This is a genomic window from Fictibacillus sp. S7, from assembly GCF_004127935.1.
Classification (GTDB): Bacteria; Bacillota; Bacilli; order Bacillales; family Fictibacillaceae; genus Fictibacillus_C; species Fictibacillus_C enclensis.
In genome coordinates this window covers 3,884,968-3,906,310 of sequence record NZ_QJKL01000001.1, presented here as the reverse complement: position 1 = coordinate 3,906,310, position 21,343 = coordinate 3,884,968, and the positions used below count along the sequence as shown (strand labels likewise).

Genomic DNA, 21,343 nt, shown 5'->3' with positions numbered 1-21,343 from the left:
TGGTTGGTCTTTTGTAATCCATTTAGTGTTCAGCCGAAACAGAAGAAACCGTCTTCTTCTGGCGTGGTTTAATGAAGGGATAAATGATAAAACCGGCAAGGAACAAGCCAAGGCCAAGGCCAAATGTTCTCAAGTCTGCGGTCCCGGTTTTGATGATCCAGATGGAATAGACAAGAGCAATAATGGCAATTAATCCATCCTTCCACCGGCTGACTTTCATGCCCTCCAATGCTTCCCCTTTGAGTGTAAGCTTGAGGAAGAACGCCGCTGAAACAAGATATGGAATCAAATAGGCGAGCGTAGCGGCAGTTGTTAAGAACGTATAGGCTTGACTGATGGTTCCTGAGATGGTTGAAAAAATTAATAGTTGTGACATGGCATTCGTTACAGTCAAGGAACGGACAGGGCTCCCTTTTCTATTAACTTTTGCAAAATAGGAAGGAAACACCCCTTTTCTCGCTGCCTGAAAGGGAACTTCAGAACTCATTAGGATCCATCCGATCGTTGCACCGAACAAGGAAACAAGCGCGAGCAGTGCCATGATGTTTGCACCTGCGCTTCCAATCAAGGCGGAAAGAGCATCAACGAACGGTTTGTCTGATGCCTTCAGCACATCTTGCGGCAAAATACCCATCATGAGAAGTGTGATCGCCATATAGATCACAAGAGCCACGATCAGCCCAAAGATTGTTGCACGGCTTACATCCCGCTGGGACTTGGCACGGCCGGACAAAACAACCGCCGATTCGATCCCGATAAACGCCCAGAGCGTGGAAATCGCGGCCATTTGGACCTGGCTGAACAATCCGTGTGAAGCACCGGCATTGTCAGTGACCGGCGTGTAAAACTGACCAAAATTTGAGGATTGAAACGCAAAAACAGCTGCGACAATAAAGAGCGCAAATCCGGCGACCTTGGATGCTGTCGCAATAAAGTTCAACTTTCCGGCCCCATTCATACTGCTTACTAAAATAAGGTGAATGCCCCAAAGTAAAACCGTACAAACCACAAATGTAATCAGATGTCCCAGAGAAATTTTCTGTGAACCGATGGAGAAAACCGTGTTCCCTGCTTTCATGATCGGCAAAAACGTGGAAAGGTAGCCGGCGAAGCTTGTTACCATTGCCACATTACTGATCCAGTTGGCAACCCAATAGCCCCATACCATGCTGAAGCTGGCTATGTTTCCAGCCTTTTCTGATTGAAACAAAGCTTTCGCGTAGCTTTGCGGACCCGCTGTTAAATCGGGACGACGGATCGACAGTTTGCTGAAGATTAGAGCGATCATCATGACGCAAAAGCCCGTAACAAGCCATGCAATCGTTACTCCCAGCGGACTTGCAGTCTGGGCCAGGGTGCTCGGCAGCATAAAAATCCCCGATCCTACCATATTTCCGATAACGAAGGCGGCCAACAGCCAAAATCCCCATTTTTTCGTTGTATCCATTAAACATTTCCTTCCGTATATATGAGAACGCAAAAAAACGCAAGGTTTTTCACCACCGCGCCTCTTGAGAAACCATTTTTGATAGTTTATTGCTTTACCATGGTAGAATATCAGATAACTAAAGATACGTCAATCATATTGAAGATAATACACGGTCTTCTTTCCTTTACCCGTACTCGGTAAATTCATTTATTGAAGCCAACTTTGTCGAATTTCCGGGCGACTTTCCCACTTTTCCGGGCAATTGCCCGCCTTTCATCCCCACACCACCACAAAAAAACAACCCGCCACATCCCTAGTGGCGGGTTTCAACAAACTGAAAGTTATTTCTTCGTCCTCCGATGGTGATGAATGAATGCGTCAGCATAGAGCCATCTGCTTTTTTACGAACACCGTTCAGCAGGATGCCATCTGTGATGCCTGTCGCGACAAAAAAACACCGGTCACTTCTCACCAGATCATCCATCCGTAAAATACAATCTGGATCGCTCAACCCCATTCCAACACAGCGATTGAACTCCTCCTCATTCTGGCAAACGAGCTGAGCCTGAAAATCTCCACCAAGACTTCGCAAAGCAGTTGCAGCGATGACACCCTCTGGCGCCCCGCCTGTACCTACAAGCAGATCGACACCAATGTCCTCAATTCCAGTGGCGATTGCCCCTGTAACGTCACCGTCCGAAAAGAGTTTTACCTTAGCTCCTGCCTCAAACACCTCTTGGATCAGGGATTGATGACGGCTCCGGTCTTGAATCATGACCGTAACCTCACTGACGTCTTTTCCAAGGGAACGAGCGACCGAGCGAATATTCTCCGTTAATGGTGCCTCAATATCTATCTTTCCTTTCGCTTTCGGACCAACTGCTATTTTTCTCATATACATATCCGGCGCATGGAGCAAATGCTCTTTTTCGGCAACGGCAATCACCGTCAAAGCATTATCCTGTCCTTTTGACATTAAGGTTGTTCCTTCCACCGGATCGACCGCGATGTCTACCTTAGGGCCACTGCCTGTTCCCACACGTTCACCGATGTACAGCATCGGTGCCTCGTCCAATTCTCCTTCGCCAATCACAACGGTCCCGTCCATCGCAATAGATCCCATTCTTGTACGCATGGCTTCAGTTCCCGCGCCGTCCGCTTCATTTTTCTTTCCTTTGCCGACCCAGGGATACGAGGCGATGGCAGCTTCCTGTGCAACCGCGAGAAAATCCATAGCCAATTGCTGAATATCCTCTTTATTATCCAATTTCATGCTCATGCTATCCTTCCCCACCTTTTTATGGACATAGAAAAAGAGGGCGGCCTCCTGACGGTTTTTCAGTTCAGCTGCCCTCATGCTTTTTACGTATTAAGCCGTCTGGACGGATGTCATTACCGATTCAAATGCTTTTAAAATAAGGTACGAAGAAGTGGCGCCAGGGTCCTGATTGCCGAGTGAACGCTCTCCCAAACGGCTGGACCTTCCTTTTTTCGATAAAAGATCTTTCGTCGATTCCATGCCTTCCTTTCCAGATGCTACCGCTTTTGAAAACGCCTCTGCAAAAATGCCGGAACGCGCATATTCCTGTTTTAGCGTATCCAGTGCAGGCTGCAGCGTGTCGATCATCGTTTTATCTCCCACTTCCGCCTGTCCTCTTTCCTTGATACCTTCTATAAAAGCGGTCCAGAAGTTGTTAAGATCTTCTCCGGTAAGTTCACTTTTCCCCTGGACTTCCTTTCCTCCACGCAGAAACCCTGTCGCATAAAGAGGACCTACCGTTGATCCGACCGCACTCAGGAAGGTACGGCCAGCGGAGATGCTGATTTTTCCGCAATCATTTTCATCTTTCCATTCATTATCCAATTTTTCCTGAACGGCCTGCCAGCCTATGGACATGGTCACACCATGGTCACCATCACCAAGCTTACGGTCGAGCTCGGACAAGTAGTCTTTATTTTCCTCAATCGTTTCAACCACACTCTGTAAAAAGGCTTTTAATTCTTTTGCTGAAAAAGACATGTGATCTCCTCCTTATCGTTGAACATACATCGGACAATCCGCCGCTGCATCTACAAATTCTGTTAGTTCATCATCAAGCTTAATCAAGGTAACGGAACATCCACCCATTTCAAGTGAAGTACTGTAATCACCCACAAAAGAACGATGTATGGTGATGCCCTTTTCGTTTAAGATTAGTTCAACTCTTCGGTAAACAATATAAAGTTCCATTTTGGTGGTCGATCCTAAGCCGTTTACAAGAACAGCGACTTTTTCTCCTTCGCCGATTGGCATATCAGCCAGAATATCCTGAACGAGGCGATCCGCCACCTGGTCTGCAGGCTGGAGATCTCCCTTTTCCACTCCTGGTTCGCCATGATGCCCCAGGCCGATTTCCATCTCGTTTTCTTCCAATTCAAAGCTCGGTTTTCCCGTTTGCGGAAGTGAACAAGGTGAAAGTCCGACTCCCATCGTACGGGTATGATCATTTGCCTTATTGGCTGCCCGAACCACTTCTTCCAGACTGTATCCCTTTTCAGAGGCGGCTCCTGCCACCTTTGTGACAAAAAATTCTCCGGCAATGCCGCGGCGCTTTTCCTTTTCTTCTTTCGGAGCTGAAGCAACGTCATCCGTTACAATGACTTTTCCGACCTGGATGTCCGCTTCAAGCTCAGCCAGTTCAGCCGCCATGCCAAAGTTCATGAGGTCTCCTGCATAATTTCCATATACGTAGATGACGCCCGCTCCTTTATCAATCGCCTTTGTCGCTTCAAGAATCGGATCCGGCGGTGGTGAAGCGAAAATATTTCCAACCGCAACACCGTCTGCCATCCCGGTACCGACATAGCCCATAAAAGCTGGTTCGTGTCCGGATCCACCCCCGATTAAAACACCGACCTTTCCTTCTTTTGTTTCCTTGGCGGTTACAATCGAGCGTCCGTTTTCCTCCAGTACCCGGACATGATGCGGGTGAGCTTTAGCATAGCCTTCAATCATTTCTTCAACGACTCGGTTTGGATTATTTATAAGTTTTTTCATGCGGTGCATTCTCCCCTTTTAAAAACTCTTGCTCCTTGTCTGTGATCTGCTGTACCTTTCTTCCAGAATTGCCCCCGGAGAAGTGAGATTCAAGATACACTTTCACCACCTGTTTGGCGACTTCGACACCGATGACTTTTGCTCCCATCGTTAAAATCTGGGCGTTGTTGCTTAACTGTGCCCGTTCTGCTGAATACGTATCATGGCAAAGGGCTGCCCGGATGCCGGGTACTTTTCCTGCAGCGATGGCTACACCAATCCCGGTGCCGCAGCATAAAATTCCACGGTCCAGCTTGTTCTTCATAATGTCCTGGCCGACTTCAAAAGCCACTTCCGGATAATCCACCTCAGAGCATGAATGGCAGCCATAATCAATGACTTCGTGCCCCAATTCTTTTATATAGCTTTTTACGCTTTCTTTCATATCAAAGGCATTATGGTCAGAACCCAATCCTATCCTCATTATGCAACTCCCTTTCTCTCTATTTTTGATGTATCAATACTACGCTTTTTGTACGTTTTGAAATTCCTCCTGGGAGACTCTTTCCGCTTCTTCTGCTTCTTTCTTGGAAAGGGTGACAAATTTCATCAGCACGGCACTGATCAAATAAAGGCCTGTGTAAATCCAGATCACACCCACTGTATCCACCAATCCGATAAAGGCCCCAACAATTGCAGGTCCTACAAAGGTACTCAATCCTGCACCAAGATTAAGGATGGACATCGCTGCGCCGCGGTTTTCCGGAGCAAGTGACGGAATGAGTGCGGATAATGGAACGAAGCCGGCAAGACAAGCGCCATAGCATGCGGCAACGGCGGTAGCTACAAAATAGTTCGGACCAGCCGCCAGCGGAACATAATAGAATGCTGCTGTGAAAACGGCGCATCCCACACCGCCAAACCACATGACCGTGTTTCTCCAGCCCAGCTTGTCACCTACAATACCGAATATCAGGTTAAAAATGATGTTGCTCGTCCACAGTGAACCATAGATCTGCAGCCATTCGGAACGCGTAAAGCCCAAGTCCATCATGAATGCAGGCATAAAGACCACAAATCCATAAGCTGCTGATGTGTTGATGGTTCGAACGATTCCGCCCATACCGATTTTCGGATTTTCAAAAGCAATGGTTACGCCTTTTAAAAGATACTTGATGGCTTCACTTTTATTTTCAAATTTCTTACTGTGGTTTTTGTCCTTGTTCAGGAAAATCGCAACAGTCGCACCAAGCAGAACGAAGATGAGTGCACTCCAAAGGGTTTTCATTTCTCCCAAAACCGGAAGCGCAAAGCTAGAATAGTAGGCTCCAAGGACGTTCAATCCGCCGCTGAATGCGAACCAGAACCAGCCCACCGCTGTTCCAAGCTTATCGGATGGTGCATAGTACGTTACCCATACGAGGAACGAATAGGCGAAAAGCGGATAGCCGAGCCCCCGTAATGCATAGGTTGGTAGAATGATGGCCAGGTTCATACTGGTGATTCCGAACGTAAGGAAAACCAGTGTTCCGGCTACAAACAGGGAAAGCCCAAGCATCATCGCTTTTCTCGGACCGAGCACTTCCGCAAGAACCCCGGAAAGCCAGGCCGCTACCGCTACCGCAAAGCCATATACACTAAAGACCAGCGCGGACTGCTGCACGGATAACCCATGATCTGTAAAGTAAGAAGATAGCCATCCCAGTTCAAGGCCGTCTCCCATCATAAAAATCAATACGCCGAAATAACCTAAAGCCATTTTCCGGTCCATGCCCAATTTACCTAATAGCCCGTCCATTTTGTTTCCTCCCCTGCTCATTTTTATAAAGAAGCGGCTGCCTCTTCTACAGCCGCCCGATGGTTACAGATTTGGGTTAAGCACAACTTTCAAAGATTTTGCTCCGTTTTTCACCAACTGGAATCCTTCCTCAAAATCCTCCAAAGGAAGCGTGTGGGTGACAACACCTTCTGTTGGTAAATCTCCATTGGAAATGCCTGTAATGACATGTTCATAGCAGTATGGTCCTAGGTGGGATCCAAGCACATCAAGCTCTTTCCGGTCGCTGATGATGCTCCAGTCTACCGTCACAGGCTCCTTGAATACGCTGAACTCCACAAAACGGCCGAGCTTGCGGATCATCGTTAACCCTTGTTCTACCGATTTTTGTGCTCCTGTGGCCTCAATATAAATGTCACAGCCATAGCCGTCGGTCAGTTCTTTTATAATTGCATTCACATCATCCTTAGCCGGATTGAGTACCATGTCCGCTCCAAACTTTTTAGCCAGCTCCAGCCTCTCTTCAAAAAGATCCAGAACAATCAATTTTCCTGGTCCTGACTTCTTGATTGCGCCAATCATACCAAGCCCGAGTGTACCGGCACCCGCCAGCACGACGACATCACCGAGCTGAATCTGTGCACGCTGTACAGCGTGGAAGGAACATGCATACGGTTCAATCAGAATGGCTTTTTCGATCGGAAGTTCATCAGGCACCTTGTAGTTAATCGCTTCCTTCGTGAATTTCATGTATTCCGCCATGGCACCGTTTACATTATTCTGAAAGCCGTATAAATCATGCTTCTCGCACATCCAGTATTGTCCTCGGTTACAGAAGCGGCAACCCCAGCAAGGAACGATTTGTTCTGAAATGACGCGTTCCCCTACTTCAAATTCGGTAACTCCTTCGCCAAGCTCCACCACATGGCCGATAAATTCATGACCCGGAATCATAGGCGCTTTAATATAAGCCGGCTGCTTTTCATCACCCCAGAAGCTTGGTGCCCCGTCAAATGCTTTCAAGTCTCCTGCGCAAATCCCGCAAGCTTCGACTTTTACCAGGATTTCACCTTCCCCAACCTCGGGAACCGGAACCGTTTCAAAGCGGTAATCCCCCGGTGAATAAGCGACTACAGCCTTCATGGTTTTAGGAATACTTGTATTCTTTGCTTCTTGATCCGCTACGGTTTTCATATTCATGACAATCTCTCCCTTAAATAGATTTTTAAAAGCCCCTTTATAGATAACGCTTTCATTTCTCTTAGAATAAATCCCTTTCCTCCTCTTTTTTGTTATTGTATTTTTTCTTTTTCTATCGTTTGTTTTCGATATTGCGGTGTATTGGGTCTATTATAATCACCATTTGTTTAAATAGTCAATTAATTTTTGATTATTTTATAATTTATTTTCGCTTTGTTTTGTTTTATTATTGATTTACAATGTTTATGAAAGATGGTGTAATAGAATAATAAAGGTAAAACGATTACAAAAATAAATTTTACTAATTGATTTGTAGGTGATCTTAGTGGGAAAAATGTTTGTACCTGAACGCCGGAGAGTCATTCTTAATAGATTGAATGAAAGCCAGCGAGTATCCATTAAAGAACTCGCTAAGGAAATTCAAGTATCGGAAGCGACCCTGCGTACCGATTTAACAAAAATGGAAGAAGAGGGATTGCTCAAGCGCACACATGGAGGTGCGGTGCTCGCCGATTCTTCCGATAATGAAACAAGCTTCTCCATCCGTGAAAAGAAAAACAAAATCGAAAAATCCGCCATCGCCAAGGAAGCAGCAGCCATGCTGGAAAACGGACAATGTATCATGCTTGATGCAAGTTCTACGGCTCTTGAGCTGGCCCGAATCCTGAAAGATAAGCCCATCCGCCTGATCGTTGTAACCAGTGGCATCAATACCGCTCTTGAACTGAACGAGCACCCGGACATCACTGTAATTTTACTCGGCGGCATTGTAAAACGAGGCTCTCACTCTTTAGAAGGAACCCTTGGCGTAAACATTTTGAACCAGATCAACATCGACCTTCTGTTTACGTCGGCCAACGGCTTTTCACTCGAGTCCGGGTTGACCGATTTTAGCGTATACGAAGTTGAACTGAAAAAAGCCATGGTGAAGGCAAGCAAAAAAGTTGTAGCTCTTCTCGACCACTCCAAATTTTTCAAAAACTCGATTGCGTCCTTTGCCTCTCTCGACGATATCGACATCATCATTACGGACAGCATTGAGGCAAACAGCCAAAAACCCGTTTTGGCGGAACATGGAGTGGAACTGATTACGATAGAAACGGAATAAAGAAAAGCAGCCGCACTAATGTGAACTGCACCCCTTTTGTTAGACACATCTAACAATAGGAGGTGCAGTTTTTTCATGACCAAGTATTCTTTGGAAACTAAATTAGCTGCTGTTCATGCTTATCTTCAGGGGGGAGATTCCTTTAAAGAAACCGCTTATAAACACAGTGTGACTTCATCAATGTTAAAAGAATGGGTGGCCAAGTTTCGAAAACACGGAGAAATGGCTTTTCAAGAATCATATACAAATCATTCTATCGAGTTTAAAATGGACGTACTTCACTATATAAACGAAACGGGAGTATCTATCTCAGAAGCTGCCGCCCATTTCAACGTGGCTTCTCCCAGCACCGTTTGGAATTGGTATCAACTTTTTGAAACGCAAGGGATTGAGGCTCTTCGATCAAAGATAAAGGGGCGTTCATCCATGAAAAAAGATTCAAAAAGAAAGCAGCCATCAGAAGGATCCGTCGAAGCTCTACGAGCTGAAAATGAGAGATTACGTATGGAGAATGCATACTTAAAAAAGTTACAAGCCTTAATTCAAGAAGAGGAAAAATCACAGAACAAGTCAAAGCGGAAGTGATTGATGAGTTAAGGCATGAATATAAAGTCATTGACCTCGTTGAGGTCGCAGGCATTCCACGAAGCACGTATTATTACTGGATGAAACAAAAGAATCGTGCAGATAAATATCATGAAGTGAAAGCTGTTATTCAACAGATTTTTAATGAGCACCAAGGTCGATATGGCTATCGTCGGATCCGATGGGAATTACAAAATCAAGGCTATTCACTTAATCATAAAACTGTCCGTCGCTTAATGAATAAAATGAAGATCAAGTCTCTGGTGAAGGTGAAGAAATATCGCTCCTATCGTGGAAATGTTGGAAAAATCGCTCCAAATGTTATAGCACGTAAATTCCAAGCAGCGAAACCGAATGAAAAGTGGGTAACCGATGTGACGGAAATTCAATTACATGGTGAAAAGCTATATTTATCGCCAGTTCTTGACCTATATAATGGAGAAATCGTTGCCTATCAGATGGAACACCGTCCGGTTTACTCTTTGGTTTCAAAGATGCTGGATAAGGCATTCAAACAATTGAAAGAGAACGATGCCCCCATCCTTCACTCTGATCAGGGATGGCATTATCAAATGAAACGGTACCAGCATGCATTGAAAGAAAAAAATATAACACAAAGCATGTCCCGTAAGGGCAACTGTCTTGATAACGCCGCCATGGAGAGTTTCTTTGGCTTATTGAAAAGTGAATTGCTTTATCTCAAAGAATTTGAAAGTATGGAACACTTTAAAAAAGAATTGGAACAGTATATCGATTACTACAATAAAAAACGGATAAAAGCAAAATTAAAAGGCATGAGCCCGGTTCAATACCGGACTCATGCCGAAGTAGCTGCTTAAAATTTCGTGTCTAACTTTTTGGGTTCAGATCAATGATTAGTGAGCTGCTTTTTTCGTTTTTTACCAGATGGTATATCCGCCATCCACAAGAAAGGTAGAACCGGTGGCAAATGTGGAAGCATCGGATGCCAGATAGATGGCCAATCCGCCGAGTTCATGAGGTTCACCGAGCCGTTTCATCGGCACCAAGTCCAGGACGTGTGCCAGTTCACCGCCAGGAGCAAAAATGGGTTTTGTCATTTCCGTTTTCATATATCCAGGGGCAATGGCATTAACCCTGATGTTATAAGGTGCCCATTCAGATGCCAGACACTTGGTCATCATGGCTGCAGCCGCTTTTGATGCATTGTACGCACATTGCGCTTCGGTGTTGGCAATGAAGCTTGACATGGAAGCCACATTAATGACAGAGCCGCCACCCTGATCCTTCATCACTTTTCCCACATATTTGGATAAAAGGAAAACCCCATTCACGTTTACATCCATCGTTTTCTTCCAATCTTCCAGACTCTGCTCTTCAACCGTGATCTTCTGACAAATGCCGGCGTTATTGACGAGAATATCAATCTTACCAAAACCGCTTACAATTTCATCAATACAGCCTTTTACTTCTTCCTCCTGCGTGACGTCCAATTGAAGTCCAAGTGTTTTCACCCCATGAGCGGTAAGCTCTTCAGCACTCTGCTTCGCCGTGTCACGATCCATATCCGCGATGACAACGTTGGAACCCGCCTGGGCCAGGGCATCGGCCATTGCTTTTCCAAGTCCTCGTCCTCCCCCAGTGACAAGAGCTGTCTTCCCCTTCAAGCTAAAAAGCTGCTGATAGTCCATACATATCCTCCTCAATTCAAAGTTATGTAGAATTCTATCATTTGTTTTCACTTTGTCAATTTTATTTTTGTATTATTTCGTTTAAAACAAAAAACATCCTGCGATAAAACAGGATGCCTACACTTACTTCTTCAATTTCTTTAACCCATGCATCAGCGACTTTTTTTCCTGTCCGAAAAAATTATGAACCTCCAGATAGTAACTGTATAATTCCTCGTAAATCTTCACATGTTCAGGAATCGGCTTGTATGTCTCTTCCTTCACGCGAGCCATATGTTGGGCCGCATCAAAAATGGAATCATAGCCCCCTGCCTTGCTTCCGGCCGCTACCGCCCCGTACATGGCAGCACCAAGTGCTGTCGTCTGGCTGGAGTCAGCGACCTTGATTTCGCGGTTGGTCACATCTGCATAAATTTGCATCAAAAGGCGGTTTCGTTCAGGCAGGCCCCCTACCGCAAAGATTTCATCCACCGCCACTCCGCCATGAACAAAGCTTTCAATAATCTTTTTGGTGCCAAAGGCGGTGGACTCGATCAACGCCCTGTAGATTTCTTCGGGTTTGGTGGCCAGGGTTAACCCGATGATTGCTCCTGATAACTGGGAGTCGACCAATACCGAGCGGTTTCCGTTCCACCAATCCAGCGCGATCAGCCCGGTCTGTCCCGGTTGATACGCAGCCGCTTTTCTTTCAAGCAGCTGATGCCCATTCAGTCCCGCTTCCTCCGCCTCTTTTTTTACATAACCGGGAACAGCCTGATCCACATACCACGCAAATGAATCACCGACGGCAACTTGTCCTGTCTCAAAGCTGATGTATCCGGGAATGATGCCATCCTCCACACTTCCGCAGACTCCTGTGATCGGTTGATCTTTGTCTGTGATCAACATGTGGCAGGTGGAGGTGCCCATTGCCATAACCATCTGTCCCGGCCGGACAGCGCCCGCTGCAGGAACACCTGCATGAGCATCTATAATCCCTACCGCTATAGCTATACCTGGTTTCAGTCCCAACACTTGAGCCATTTCTCCGGTCAGTTCGCCTGCTTTTTCACCAATGGAAAGCACGTCTCCGCGCATCTTCGTTTCCAAAATATCTTCAAGACGGGAGTCCACCGCAGTGAAAAATTCAGATGAAGGATAGCCTTCTTTTTTGTTCCAGAATGCTTTGTATCCGGTGGTGTTGCTGCTTCGGTGCAAACTCCCGGTCAGTCTGCTTGTCAGCCAGTCGCACGCTTCCATAAACAGATCCGCTTCCTCAAACACTTTAGGTGCCTCCCGCAGAATCTGCAATATCTTCGGAAACATCCACTCCGATGATATCTTCCCGCCATACCGTTTGAGAAAGGTTTCTCCTCTTTCTTCAGCCACTTCCGTAAAATCATCCGCTTCCGGCTGTGCCGCATGGTGCTTCCACAGCTTTACATAGCTGTGCGGTTCATTCTCCCATTTTTCCTGAAAACAAAGCGGCTCTCTTTTACGGTCGAGTGGCAGAATGGTAGATGCGGTAAAATCAATTCCTAAACCAATGACATCATCTGAAGACACATCTGCCTTTTCAAGAACGGCAGGCACGGACTCGGAGAGCACATCCAGATAATCTCCGGGATGCTGCAGCGCCCAGTCCGCATCAAGTGGTGTTCCTCCTGGCAAGGTTTCGTCCATCACACCATGTTTGTAAGCGGTCACATTTGTGGCTACTTCTTTTCCCGAACCGACTTCAACAAGTAATACACGGCCTGACTCGGTTCCATAGTCAACGCCAATCACGTATTTTTTACCCATAACAGCTTCCCCCTCTGATCCATTTTCTCTTTTGTAGAATACTACTATATTTTTTGATCAACGCAAAGAAACAACCTCAATTTGCTTTTATCGCTTTAAAAAATACCACCATAGCCTTTGTCCGAAACGCGGTATCCTGCGTGACCAGCGTGAAGGGGCGTCGTATGGGAAAACCTGGAATATAAAAGACCTTCAGCCTTACTAATTCCAGCTCCTTGCGGATTGCCGATGTCGAGAGAAAAGATATTCCGAGTCCTTCCTCAACGGATTCTTTAATGATCTGTGTGCTTCCAAACTCCATTATGGTTTCCGGAATGAGCTTATGGTCTGCAAACATTTGCTCCGTCGCCTCGCGGGTTCCAGATCCTTGTTCCCTTACAATCCATATTTCTTCATCAAGGTCAGAAAAAGAAACAGATTCCTTCCCCGCCAGATCATGTTCAGCTTGCCGTGAAAATTTGGTGAATTGAAACTTATTTTAAAGCAGCGTTCCCAGGACTTTTGCCCAGTGTAAATATGCCTTCAAATGTTCTTCACATTCTCGTGTAAACAATACGATTCGTCCTTTTTTACGTTTCCCATTTGGAATATGAATTTCTTTTTTCATCGCAGCAAATTCCCCCATACGGATTCCGGTGGAAAATAATACTTCGATTACCGCTCTTTCCTGAACATTGCCTTCAACTAGCTCCCTTAATTGGTGTAACTGATTAAGTTGCAAATAACGAGGAACGGTCTCCGCAACTGCTGCAGGCTCAACCAGTGCTCCCTGTTCATAGGAAAGACCCCTCGGGCATTTTATGGACCATGTTCTCATCAACCATTGTATACTCTGAGAAACCTCCGCCGCCCCCGGACAAACCATGAAAACTAATAAATCACAAAGGTTATATTTCCCTAGCTTACAGGCGTCACATTCTCCACATCTAAGTATCGGCTCCACTACTACTGGATCATCTACTTTTACTTTTGTAACACCATCACCGCAACGAACTTTGTCGATCTCACAAAACAAAAAAGCACCGCTGGTTTCTCAGCAGTGCTTTCATTTGCCCGGCAACGTCCTACTCTAACAGGGGGAAGCCCCCAACTACCATCGGCGCAAAAGAGCTTAACTTCCGTGTTCGGTATGGGAACGGGTGTGACCTCTTCGCTATTGCCACCAGACATCTGTCGGTTTGTGATCAACGGCGATTTTTTTCGTCAGCTTCACTCCTCCTCTTACTCATGTACGGTAAAGTACACTCCGGAGAGTCGTCGTTTTGCTTCCTCGAATCTCTTGTCGCTGACAAACCTTTTGTTTTTGAGGCATATTCCCTCAAAACTAGATAACTTCATCCAAACGTGCTGATAACGTCCAGCTTCATGAACCCTATCCTCGAGGTCGTTTCGCCCCTTCCGACGAACACCAAAACCGTGTTCTTGTCAGGGTCTCCAACGCTTGTCGGATATAAGCGGTTCATTCCGCTTTTGTTATTAAGGATAAGCCCTCGACCGATTAGTATCTGTCAGCTCCACGTGTCACCACGCTTCCACACCAGACCTATCAACCTCATCATCTCTAAGGGGTCTTACTCACTTGACGTGATGGGAAATCTCATCTTGAGGGGGGCTTCATGCTTAGATGCTTTCAGCACTTATCCCGTCCACACGTAGCTACCCAGCTATGCCCCTGGCGGAACAACTGGTACACCAGCGGTGTGTCCATCCCGGTCCTCTCGTACTAAGGACAGCTCCTCTCAAATTTCCTGCGCCCGCGACGGATAGGGACCGAACTGTCTCACGACGTTCTGAACCCAGCTCGCGTACCGCTTTAATGGGCGAACAGCCCAACCCTTGGGACCTACTTCAGCCCCAGGATGCGATGAGCCGACATCGAGGTGCCAAACCTCCCCGTCGATGTGGACTCTTGGGGGAGATAAGCCTGTTATCCCCAGGGTAGCTTTTATCCGTTGAGCGATGGCCCTTCCATGCGGAACCACCGGATCACTAAGCCCGACTTTCGTCCCTGCTCGACTTGTAGGTCTCGCAGTCAAGCTCCCTTGTGCCTTTACACTCTGCGAATGATTTCCAACCATTCTGAGGGAACCTTTGGGCGCCTCCGTTACGATTTAGGAGGCGACCGCCCCAGTCAAACTGCCCACCTGACACTGTCTCCGAACCGGATCACGGTTCCAGGTTAGAATTTCAATACAGTCAGGGTAGTATCCCACCGACGCCTCCATCGAAGCTGGCGCTCCGACTTCTCAGGCTCCTACCTATCCTGTACAAACTGTACCAAAATCCAATATCAAGCTGCAGTAAAGCTCCATGGGGTCTTTCCGTCCTGTCGCGGGTAACCTGCATCTTCACAGGTACTATAATTTCACCGGGTCTCTCGTTGAGACAGTATCCAAATCGTTACACCTTTCGTGCGGGTCGGAACTTACCCGACAAGGAATTTCGCTACCTTAGGACCGTTATAGTTACGGCCGCCGTTTACTGGGGCTTCAATTCAGAGCTTCTCCCCTAAGGGATAACCCCTCCTCTTAACCTTCCAGCACCGGGCAGGTGTCAGCCCCTATACTTCGCCTTGCGGCTTCGCAGAGACCTGTGTTTTTGCTAAACAGTCGCTTGGATCTATTCACTGCGGCTCTCTCGGGCGATAAACCCTACCAGAGCACCCCTTCTCCCGAAGTTACGGGGTCATTTTGCCGAGTTCCTTAACGAGAGTTCTCCCGATCATCTTAGGATTCTCTCCTCGCCTACCTGTGTCGGTTTGCGGTACGGGCACCTCTTTCCTCACTAGAGGCTTTTCTTGGCAGTGTAGGATCAGGGACTTCGGTACTGTAATTTCCCTCGCCGTCACAGCTCAGCCTTCACGATTGCGGGATTTGCCTCACAATCAGCCTAACTGCTTAGACGCGCATTTCCATTCGCGCGCTCTCCCTACCTTCCTGCGTCCCCCCGTCGTTCAAACGGAAAGGAGGTGGTACAGGAATTTCAACCTGTTGGCCATCGCCTACGCCTTTCGGCCTCGGCTTAGGTCCCGACTAACCCTGAGCGGACGAGCCTTCCTCAGGAAACCTTAGGCTTTCGATGGACAAGATTCTCACTTGTCTTTCGCTACTCATACCGGCATTCTCACTTCAAAGCGCTCCACCAGTCCTTCCGGTCTGACTTCACCGCACTTCGAACGCTCCCCTACCACTGTACCTGACGGTACAATCCATAGCTTCGGTGATACGTTTAGCCCCGGTACATTTTCGGCGCAGAGTCACTCGACCAGTGAGCTATTACGCACTCTTTAAATGGTGGCTGCTTCTAAGCCAACATCCTGGTTGTCTGGGCAACTCCACATCCTTTCCCACTTAACGTATACTTTGGGACCTTAGCTGATGGTCTGGGCTGTTTCCCTCTTGACTACGGATCTTATCACTCGCAGTCTGACTCCCGCGGATAAGTCTCTGGCATTCGGAGTTTGACTGAATTCGGTAACCCTGTGGGGGCCCCTAGTCCAATCAGTGCTCTACCTCCAGGACTCTAGCCGCGAGGCTAGCCCTAAAGCTATTTCGGGGAGAACCAGCTATCTCCGTGTTCGATTGGCATTTCACCCCTACCCACACCTCATCCCCGCACTTTTCAACGTGCGTGGGTTCGGGCCTCCATTCAGTGTTACCTGAACTTCACCCTGGACATGGGTAGATCACACGGTTTCGGGTCTACGACAACGTACTATGGCGCCCTATTCAGACTCGCTTTCGCTGCGGCTCCGCCTTCTCGGCTTAACCTTGCACGTTATCGTAACTCGCCGGTTCATTCTACAAAAGGCACGCTGTCACCCGTTAATGGGCTCCAACTACTTGTAGGCACACGGTTTCAGGATCTCTTTCACTCCCCTTCCGGGGTGCTTTTCACCTTTCCCTCACGGTACTGGTTCACTATCGGTCACTAGGGAGTATTTAGCCTTGGGAGATGGTCCTCCCGGATTCCGACGGGGTTTCACGTGTCCCGCCGTACTCAGGATCCACTCAGGAGGGAACGAAGTTTCAACTACAGGGCTGTTACCTTCTTTGGCCGGCCTTTCCAGACCGCTTCATCTACCCCGTTCCTTTGTAACTCCATGTAGAGTGTCCTACAACCCCAGAGGGCAAGCCCTCTGGTTTGGGCTGTTTCCGTTTCGCTCGCCGCTACTCAGGAAATCGCATTTGCTTTCTCTTCCTCCGGGTACTTAGATGTTTCAGTTCCCCGGGTCTGCCTTCTCATATCCTATGTATTCAGATATGGATACCATCCCATTATGGATGGTGGGTTCCCCCATTCGGAAATCCCCGGATCAACGCTTACTTACAGCTCCCCGAGGCATATCGGTGTTCGTCCCGTCCTTCTTCGGCTCCTAGTGCCAAGGCATCCACCGTGCGCCCTTTCTAGCTTAACCTTTAAACACGATCGTAAGATCGTAAAAAAATCACTAAATCAGCGCACAACTAATGAATTAGTTGGCTTGTTTGGATGTTTCGTTATCTAGTTTTCAAGGAACATGGCCACAACAAATGTGCAACCTTTATGAATTGAAAGAAACAATGTTCTTTCAAAACCAAACAAAAGCTCAGAGTAAGATTCATGAGGCACCTGAGTGCTCATGTCTCCATAGAAAGGAGGTGATCCAGCCGCACCTTCCGATACGGCTACCTTGTTACGACTTCACCCCAATCATCTGTCCCACCTTCGGCGGCTGGCTCCAAAAGGTTACCCCACCGACTTCGGGTGTTACAAACTCTCGTGGTGTGACGGGCGGTGTGTACAAGGCCCGGGAACGTATTCACCGCGACATGCTGATCCGCGATTACTAACAATTCCGGCTTCATGTAGGCGAGTTGCAGCCTACAATCCGAACTAAGAGTGGCCTTTTGGGATTGGCTCGGCCTCGCGGCTTCGCAACCCTTTGTACCACCCATTGTAGCACGTGTGTAGCCCAGGTCATAAGGGGCATGATGTTTTGACGTCATCCCCACCTTCCTCCGGTTTGTCACCGGCAGTCACCTTAGAGTGCCCAACTGAATGCTGGCAACTAAGGTCAAGGGTTGCGCTCGTTGCGGGACATAACCCAACATCTCACGACACGAGCTGACGACAACCATGCACCACCTGTCACTCTGTCCCCCGAAGGGGAAAGCTTGATCTCTCAAGTGATCAGAGGATGTCAAGACCTGGTAAGGTTCTTCGCGTTGCTTCGAATTAAACCACATGCTCCACTGCTTGTGCGGGCCCCCGTCAAAGCCTTTGAGTTTCAGCCTCGCGGCCGTACTCCCCAGGCGGAGTGCTGAATGTGTTAACGTCAGCACTGAGGGTGGAACCGCCCAACACCTAGCACTCATCGTTTACGGCGTGGACTACCAGGGTATCTACTCCTGTGTGCTCCCCACGCTTTCGCGCCTCAGCGTTAGTTACAGGCCAAAAAGCCGCCTTCGCCACCGGTGTTCCTCCACATCTCTACGCATTTCACCGCTACACGTGGAATTCCACTTTTCTCTCCTGCACTCAAGTCTCCCAGTTTCCAATGACCCTCCACGGTTGAGCCGTGGGCTTTCACATCAGACTTAAGAAACGGCCTGCGCGCGCTTTACGCCCAATAATTCCGGATAACGCTTGCCACCTACGTATGACCGCGGCTGCTGGCACGTAGTTAGCCGTGGCTTTCTGGTCAGGTACCGTCAAGGTACCGGCAGTTACTCCGGTACTTGTTCTTCTCTGACAACAGAGCTTTACGACCCGAAGGCCTTCATCGCTCACGCGGCGTTGCTCGGTCAGACTTTCGTCCATTGCCGAAGATTCCCTACTGCTGCCTCCCGTAGGAGTCTGGGCCGTGTCTCAGTCCCAGTGTGGCCGATCACCCTCTCAGGTCGGCTACGCATCGTCGCCTTGGTGAGCCGTTACCTCAGCAACTAGCTAATGCGCCGCGGGTCCATCTGTAAGCGTCAGCCGAAACCGACTGTCAAAAAAGAAGCAGGCGCTTCTCGTTATCATCCGGTATTAGCTCCGGTTTCCCGGAGTTATCCCCGTCTTACAGGCAGGTTACCCACGTGTTACTCACCCGTCCGCCGCTAAATCAGCGGAGCAAGCTCCTCGTCATTCGCTCGACTTGCATGTATTAGGCACGCCGCCAGCCTTCATCCTGAGCCAGGATCAAACTCTCCAATAAAGTGTTTGATATAGCTCTTAATGTTTAAAAATAAGAAATTGATGGGATTGTAAAATCCCTGACTTACTCTGGCTTTTGTTTGGTTTTCAAAGAACATTTGTTTGCGTCGTCGTTTTGGCGACTTTAATAGAATACCTCGTTATTACTGCCCCGTCAATAATTTTTTTAAAAAAATTCTATATACTTAATATTTCCAGCTAAAGAAGTAGCTCTACTGAAACAGTTCGGGCAACATTTCTTTTTGAATTACAACGATGACACACTTCTCGGCGTCGTCAGATGGATTTATTTTAACTAATACATAAAAGTATACAGAGTCAAAACAATTAAAGAAAGTAATCAATCAGGCTCGGTAATGGAGCGTTTCGATGACGTAGGTCCTCGTTTCTGTAATAAAGCTCACCTAAGTGAAAGGCATCAATCGCATCGGTTTTGACTTTTCTTAAACCCGGCATTGAATTTTCTGCAAAAAAACTGCTGCGATTTGCCATTATTTTATATGGATTAAAACTGAACATTGACGCTGTTTTTCATCAAGGACTGCCGCTCTTGCTCCGCGGTATTGGAACGGTTGCTTTCTCCATTCTTGTGAGGTATGTCCTCGCTAAATGGCTCAAAGCAGACGCCCCCATATCTCTTTTGCTTGGAATAGGCACAGGAGTTTGCGGTGCAGCCGCAATTGCTGCTGTTTCACCCATTCTTAAATCAAAGGAAGAAGATACAGCGATTAGTATTGGAATTATTGCTTTAATGGGGACACTATTCTCCATCCTTTATACCGTCATTCATCCGCTGCTTCCTCTTTCGGACAGTACGTACGGCGCATTGGCCGGACTTACATTGCATGAGATCGCTCATGTGGCATTGACTGCCGCGCCCGCGGGCCAGGACACTTTGGCGATGGCCTTGCTTGCCAAGCTGTGTCGTGTTTTCTTGCTTGTACCGCTTAGCTTTTTCTTCATGTTTTGGATGAAAAAACGCGCTCCGAGAAACCAAAAACACCAAACACAGATTGAATTTCCCTGGTTTCTTATTGGATTTATCATGACAAGCCTGTTGGGCAGTTATGTACTTGGAGACATCATTCCAGCGCGTGTTTCAGAAATCATCTCAAATTTCAATACCTTTATCCTTACGATGGCAATGGTTGGTCTCGGCTTGAACGTCAATTTAGGTGCCTTAAAAAACCGTGCATTGCGCCCTCTTATCGCCATGACCATCACCTCTACTCTTTTATCAGTGCTGACCTTTTTCACCTTGTAAACCTTTTTGAATCCCCCATTCAAGAAGGTTTCTTTATGCATTTAAACTACTTATTTGCTATATTTAACAATGTGAAATAATTAACATATTGATTTTAGTTAAGGAGATAACTGCTATGAAAAACAACTGGATTCGGCCGGTTACTGTTGTAGTGCTTGTGTGGATGACGTATATGTTTTCGTTTGTGGACAGACTGTCGTGGCCACCTGTCATCCCGCTCGCCTCCAAGGATATGGGCTTGTCAGCCGCAAATGCCGGCAGCTACATGACCGCTTTTTACATCGGGTATGTGATTACACAATTTCCGGGTGGTCTGTTGACTGACCGGTTCGGCTATCGAAAAGTTTTGCTGGGCTCATATTTAACAATGGGGGTTTTTACGCTGAGCATGTCTTTGGTCCATACGTTTGAACAAGGATTCGCTTTCCGGCTCTTGGCCGGCCTTGGCTCTGGTGCCATCTTCTCTGCCTCAATGGCCGCAATCTTTGACCATGTATCAGCGAAAAGAAGAGGCATTGCCATCGGTCTTTTCATGACAGCAACCTCACTTGGGGTCACCGTCGTTAACTTGTTTGTTCCCACTGTGGCACAAAACCATGGTTGGCGCTCCGCCTTTTTGATCGCAGGATTGCTGCCGATCGCCGGTATTATCCTGAACTTCTTTTTTCTGAAAGAAAGCAATACCTATCATGGAACAAAAACAAAAGGCGTCTCCGTAAAGGAGATGTTCGAGGTATTAAAGAATAAAAATCTGCTGCTGGCTGGAGCCGCCGGTTTTGGTGGTTTATGGGCGACATGGGGAACCGCCACCTGGGCCAATACCTATTTGAACCACAATCTTCATCTCTCATTGGTGGAAGCGGGGAAAATGATGGCGGTCTATGGTATGGCTGGCCTGTTGTGCAAGCCGCTCATCGGTTTTATTTCAGACTATTTTAACAAAAAAACCATTGCCTTTTGGGCACTGTTTTTATTTGCTCCCGTTTTGGTTTGGTTCGGTATCAACACGCATACAGGCATTCTTGTGCCATTGACCGCCATTCTCGGGATCACTGCGTTTATCTACAGCCCTGTCATGACCGCTATTATTGGCGAACTGGTGGATGAAAAGCAAATCGGAACCGCCATGGGGCTGGTGAATGCTATCTGGCAGCTCGGCTCTCTCATCTCTCCGCTCGTTGTAGGAGTAGTAGTAGATACTACTTCAAGCTTCCTGCTCGGTTTTATGGTTCTAGCCGCAGGCCCGCTACTCGGTGCTATCATGATGCTGTTTGTAAGACTTAAAGCGAAACAAGCAAGAAAATGGGATGCTGCTTAAACGGCGAAAGTGGT

General features: G+C 47.4%; 15 protein-coding genes, 3 rRNA genes and 1 pseudogene. 4 read left to right on the top strand and 15 right to left on the bottom strand.

All coding sequences use genetic code 11. The annotated features are described in order from the left end of the window. Positions 1-22 precede the first annotated feature (22 nt). The 7 genes from DMO16_RS19945 to DMO16_RS19915 form a co-directional block, all read right to left on the bottom strand. Positions 23-1,447, bottom strand: coding sequence for an amino acid permease (locus tag DMO16_RS19945; protein WP_129479687.1), 1,425 nt, complete (start codon positions 1,445-1,447; stop codon positions 23-25). Between the two features lie 295 nt (positions 1,448-1,742). Further along, positions 1,743-2,708: a class II fructose-bisphosphatase gene (gene glpX / locus DMO16_RS19940; RefSeq protein WP_061971739.1), complete on the bottom strand. Its 966-nt coding sequence runs from the start codon at positions 2,706-2,708 to the stop codon at positions 1,743-1,745. A 90-nt stretch (positions 2,709-2,798) separates the two neighbouring features. Then, positions 2,799-3,449 (bottom strand): dihydroxyacetone kinase subunit DhaL, encoded by a 651-nt coding sequence (gene dhaL, locus DMO16_RS19935; RefSeq protein ID WP_061971737.1) that lies wholly within the window; start codon positions 3,447-3,449, stop codon positions 2,799-2,801. A 12-nt stretch (positions 3,450-3,461) separates the two neighbouring features. Continuing rightward, positions 3,462-4,466, bottom strand: coding sequence for a dihydroxyacetone kinase subunit DhaK (locus DMO16_RS19930; RefSeq protein WP_061971735.1), 1,005 nt, complete (start codon positions 4,464-4,466; stop codon positions 3,462-3,464). Beyond that, positions 4,447-4,929: a ribose 5-phosphate isomerase B gene (gene rpiB, locus DMO16_RS19925; RefSeq protein WP_129479685.1), complete on the bottom strand. Its 483-nt coding sequence runs from the start codon at positions 4,927-4,929 to the stop codon at positions 4,447-4,449. Before rpiB ends, DMO16_RS19930 begins: the two co-directional genes overlap by 20 nt. A 39-nt stretch (positions 4,930-4,968) precedes the next feature. Beyond that, the gene (locus DMO16_RS19920) at positions 4,969-6,243 is read right to left on the bottom strand and encodes an MFS transporter (RefSeq protein ID WP_240482314.1); all 1,275 of its coding nucleotides are present in this window, start codon (positions 6,241-6,243) and stop codon (positions 4,969-4,971) included. Positions 6,244-6,306: 63 nt separating this feature from the next. Then, positions 6,307-7,422 carry an MDR/zinc-dependent alcohol dehydrogenase-like family protein gene (locus DMO16_RS19915; protein ID WP_206738142.1) on the bottom strand — a complete coding sequence of 372 codons (1,116 nt, stop codon included), beginning with the start codon at positions 7,420-7,422 and terminating at the stop codon, positions 6,307-6,309. Positions 7,423-7,756: 334 nt separating this feature from the next. On the opposite strand from DMO16_RS19915, the gene DMO16_RS19910 reads away from it, so the two are divergent. Next, positions 7,757-8,530, top strand: a complete 774-nt coding sequence (locus DMO16_RS19910) for a DeoR/GlpR family DNA-binding transcription regulator (protein ID WP_061972874.1) — start codon at positions 7,757-7,759, stop codon at positions 8,528-8,530. Between the two features lie 75 nt (positions 8,531-8,605). Beyond that, a protein-coding gene (locus DMO16_RS19905; protein ID WP_129474832.1) for an IS3 family transposase occupies positions 8,606-9,954 on the top strand; the annotation gives its coding sequence in 2 pieces (ribosomal slippage) (positions 8,606-9,065 and positions 9,065-9,954; 1,350 coding nt in all). A 60-nt stretch (positions 9,955-10,014) separates the two neighbouring features. On the opposite strand, the gene DMO16_RS19900 is transcribed toward DMO16_RS19905, so the two are convergent. The 8 genes and pseudogenes from DMO16_RS19900 to DMO16_RS19870 form a co-directional block, all read right to left on the bottom strand. Continuing rightward, positions 10,015-10,785, bottom strand: a complete 771-nt coding sequence (locus DMO16_RS19900; RefSeq protein WP_129479683.1) for an SDR family NAD(P)-dependent oxidoreductase — start codon at positions 10,783-10,785, stop codon at positions 10,015-10,017. A gap of 123 nt (positions 10,786-10,908) precedes the next feature. Then, entirely contained in the window at positions 10,909-12,567 is a 1,659-nt protein-coding gene (locus DMO16_RS19895; protein ID WP_129479681.1) for a ribulokinase, read from the bottom strand. Positions 12,568-12,643: 76 nt separating this feature from the next. Next, a complete protein-coding gene (locus tag DMO16_RS19890) occupies positions 12,644-13,000 on the bottom strand; it encodes a LysR substrate-binding domain-containing protein (protein WP_129479679.1) in 357 nt (118 codons plus the stop codon). A 306-nt stretch (positions 13,001-13,306) separates the two neighbouring features. Beyond that, positions 13,307-13,561 (bottom strand): annotated as a pseudogene (locus tag DMO16_RS19885) (alcohol dehydrogenase catalytic domain-containing protein); the annotation flags it as partial. A gap of 57 nt (positions 13,562-13,618) precedes the next feature. Next, positions 13,619-13,734, bottom strand: a 5S ribosomal RNA gene (gene rrf / locus DMO16_RS19880). 167 nt (positions 13,735-13,901) lie between these two features. Further along, positions 13,902-14,030 (bottom strand): hypothetical protein, encoded by a 129-nt coding sequence (locus DMO16_RS25245; protein ID WP_277873757.1) that lies wholly within the window; start codon positions 14,028-14,030, stop codon positions 13,902-13,904. Between the two features lie 15 nt (positions 14,031-14,045). Beyond that, a 23S ribosomal RNA gene (locus tag DMO16_RS19875) occupies positions 14,046-16,984 on the bottom strand. Positions 16,985-17,200: 216 nt separating this feature from the next. After that, positions 17,201-18,748: ribosomal RNA gene (locus DMO16_RS19870) — 16S ribosomal RNA — on the bottom strand. Together the 16S, 23S and 5S rRNA genes form the textbook arrangement of a ribosomal RNA operon. Before the next feature lie 432 nt (positions 18,749-19,180). Here DMO16_RS19870 and DMO16_RS19865 point away from each other — a divergent pair. Together DMO16_RS19865 and DMO16_RS19860 are read left to right on the top strand one after the other, a co-directional pair. Next, positions 19,181-20,011, top strand: a complete 831-nt coding sequence (locus DMO16_RS19865; protein ID WP_241840607.1) for a YeiH family protein — start codon at positions 19,181-19,183, stop codon at positions 20,009-20,011. A gap of 115 nt (positions 20,012-20,126) precedes the next feature. Next, positions 20,127-21,329: an MFS transporter gene (locus tag DMO16_RS19860; protein ID WP_129479675.1), complete on the top strand. Its 1,203-nt coding sequence runs from the start codon at positions 20,127-20,129 to the stop codon at positions 21,327-21,329. Positions 21,330-21,343: the final 14 nt, after the last annotated feature.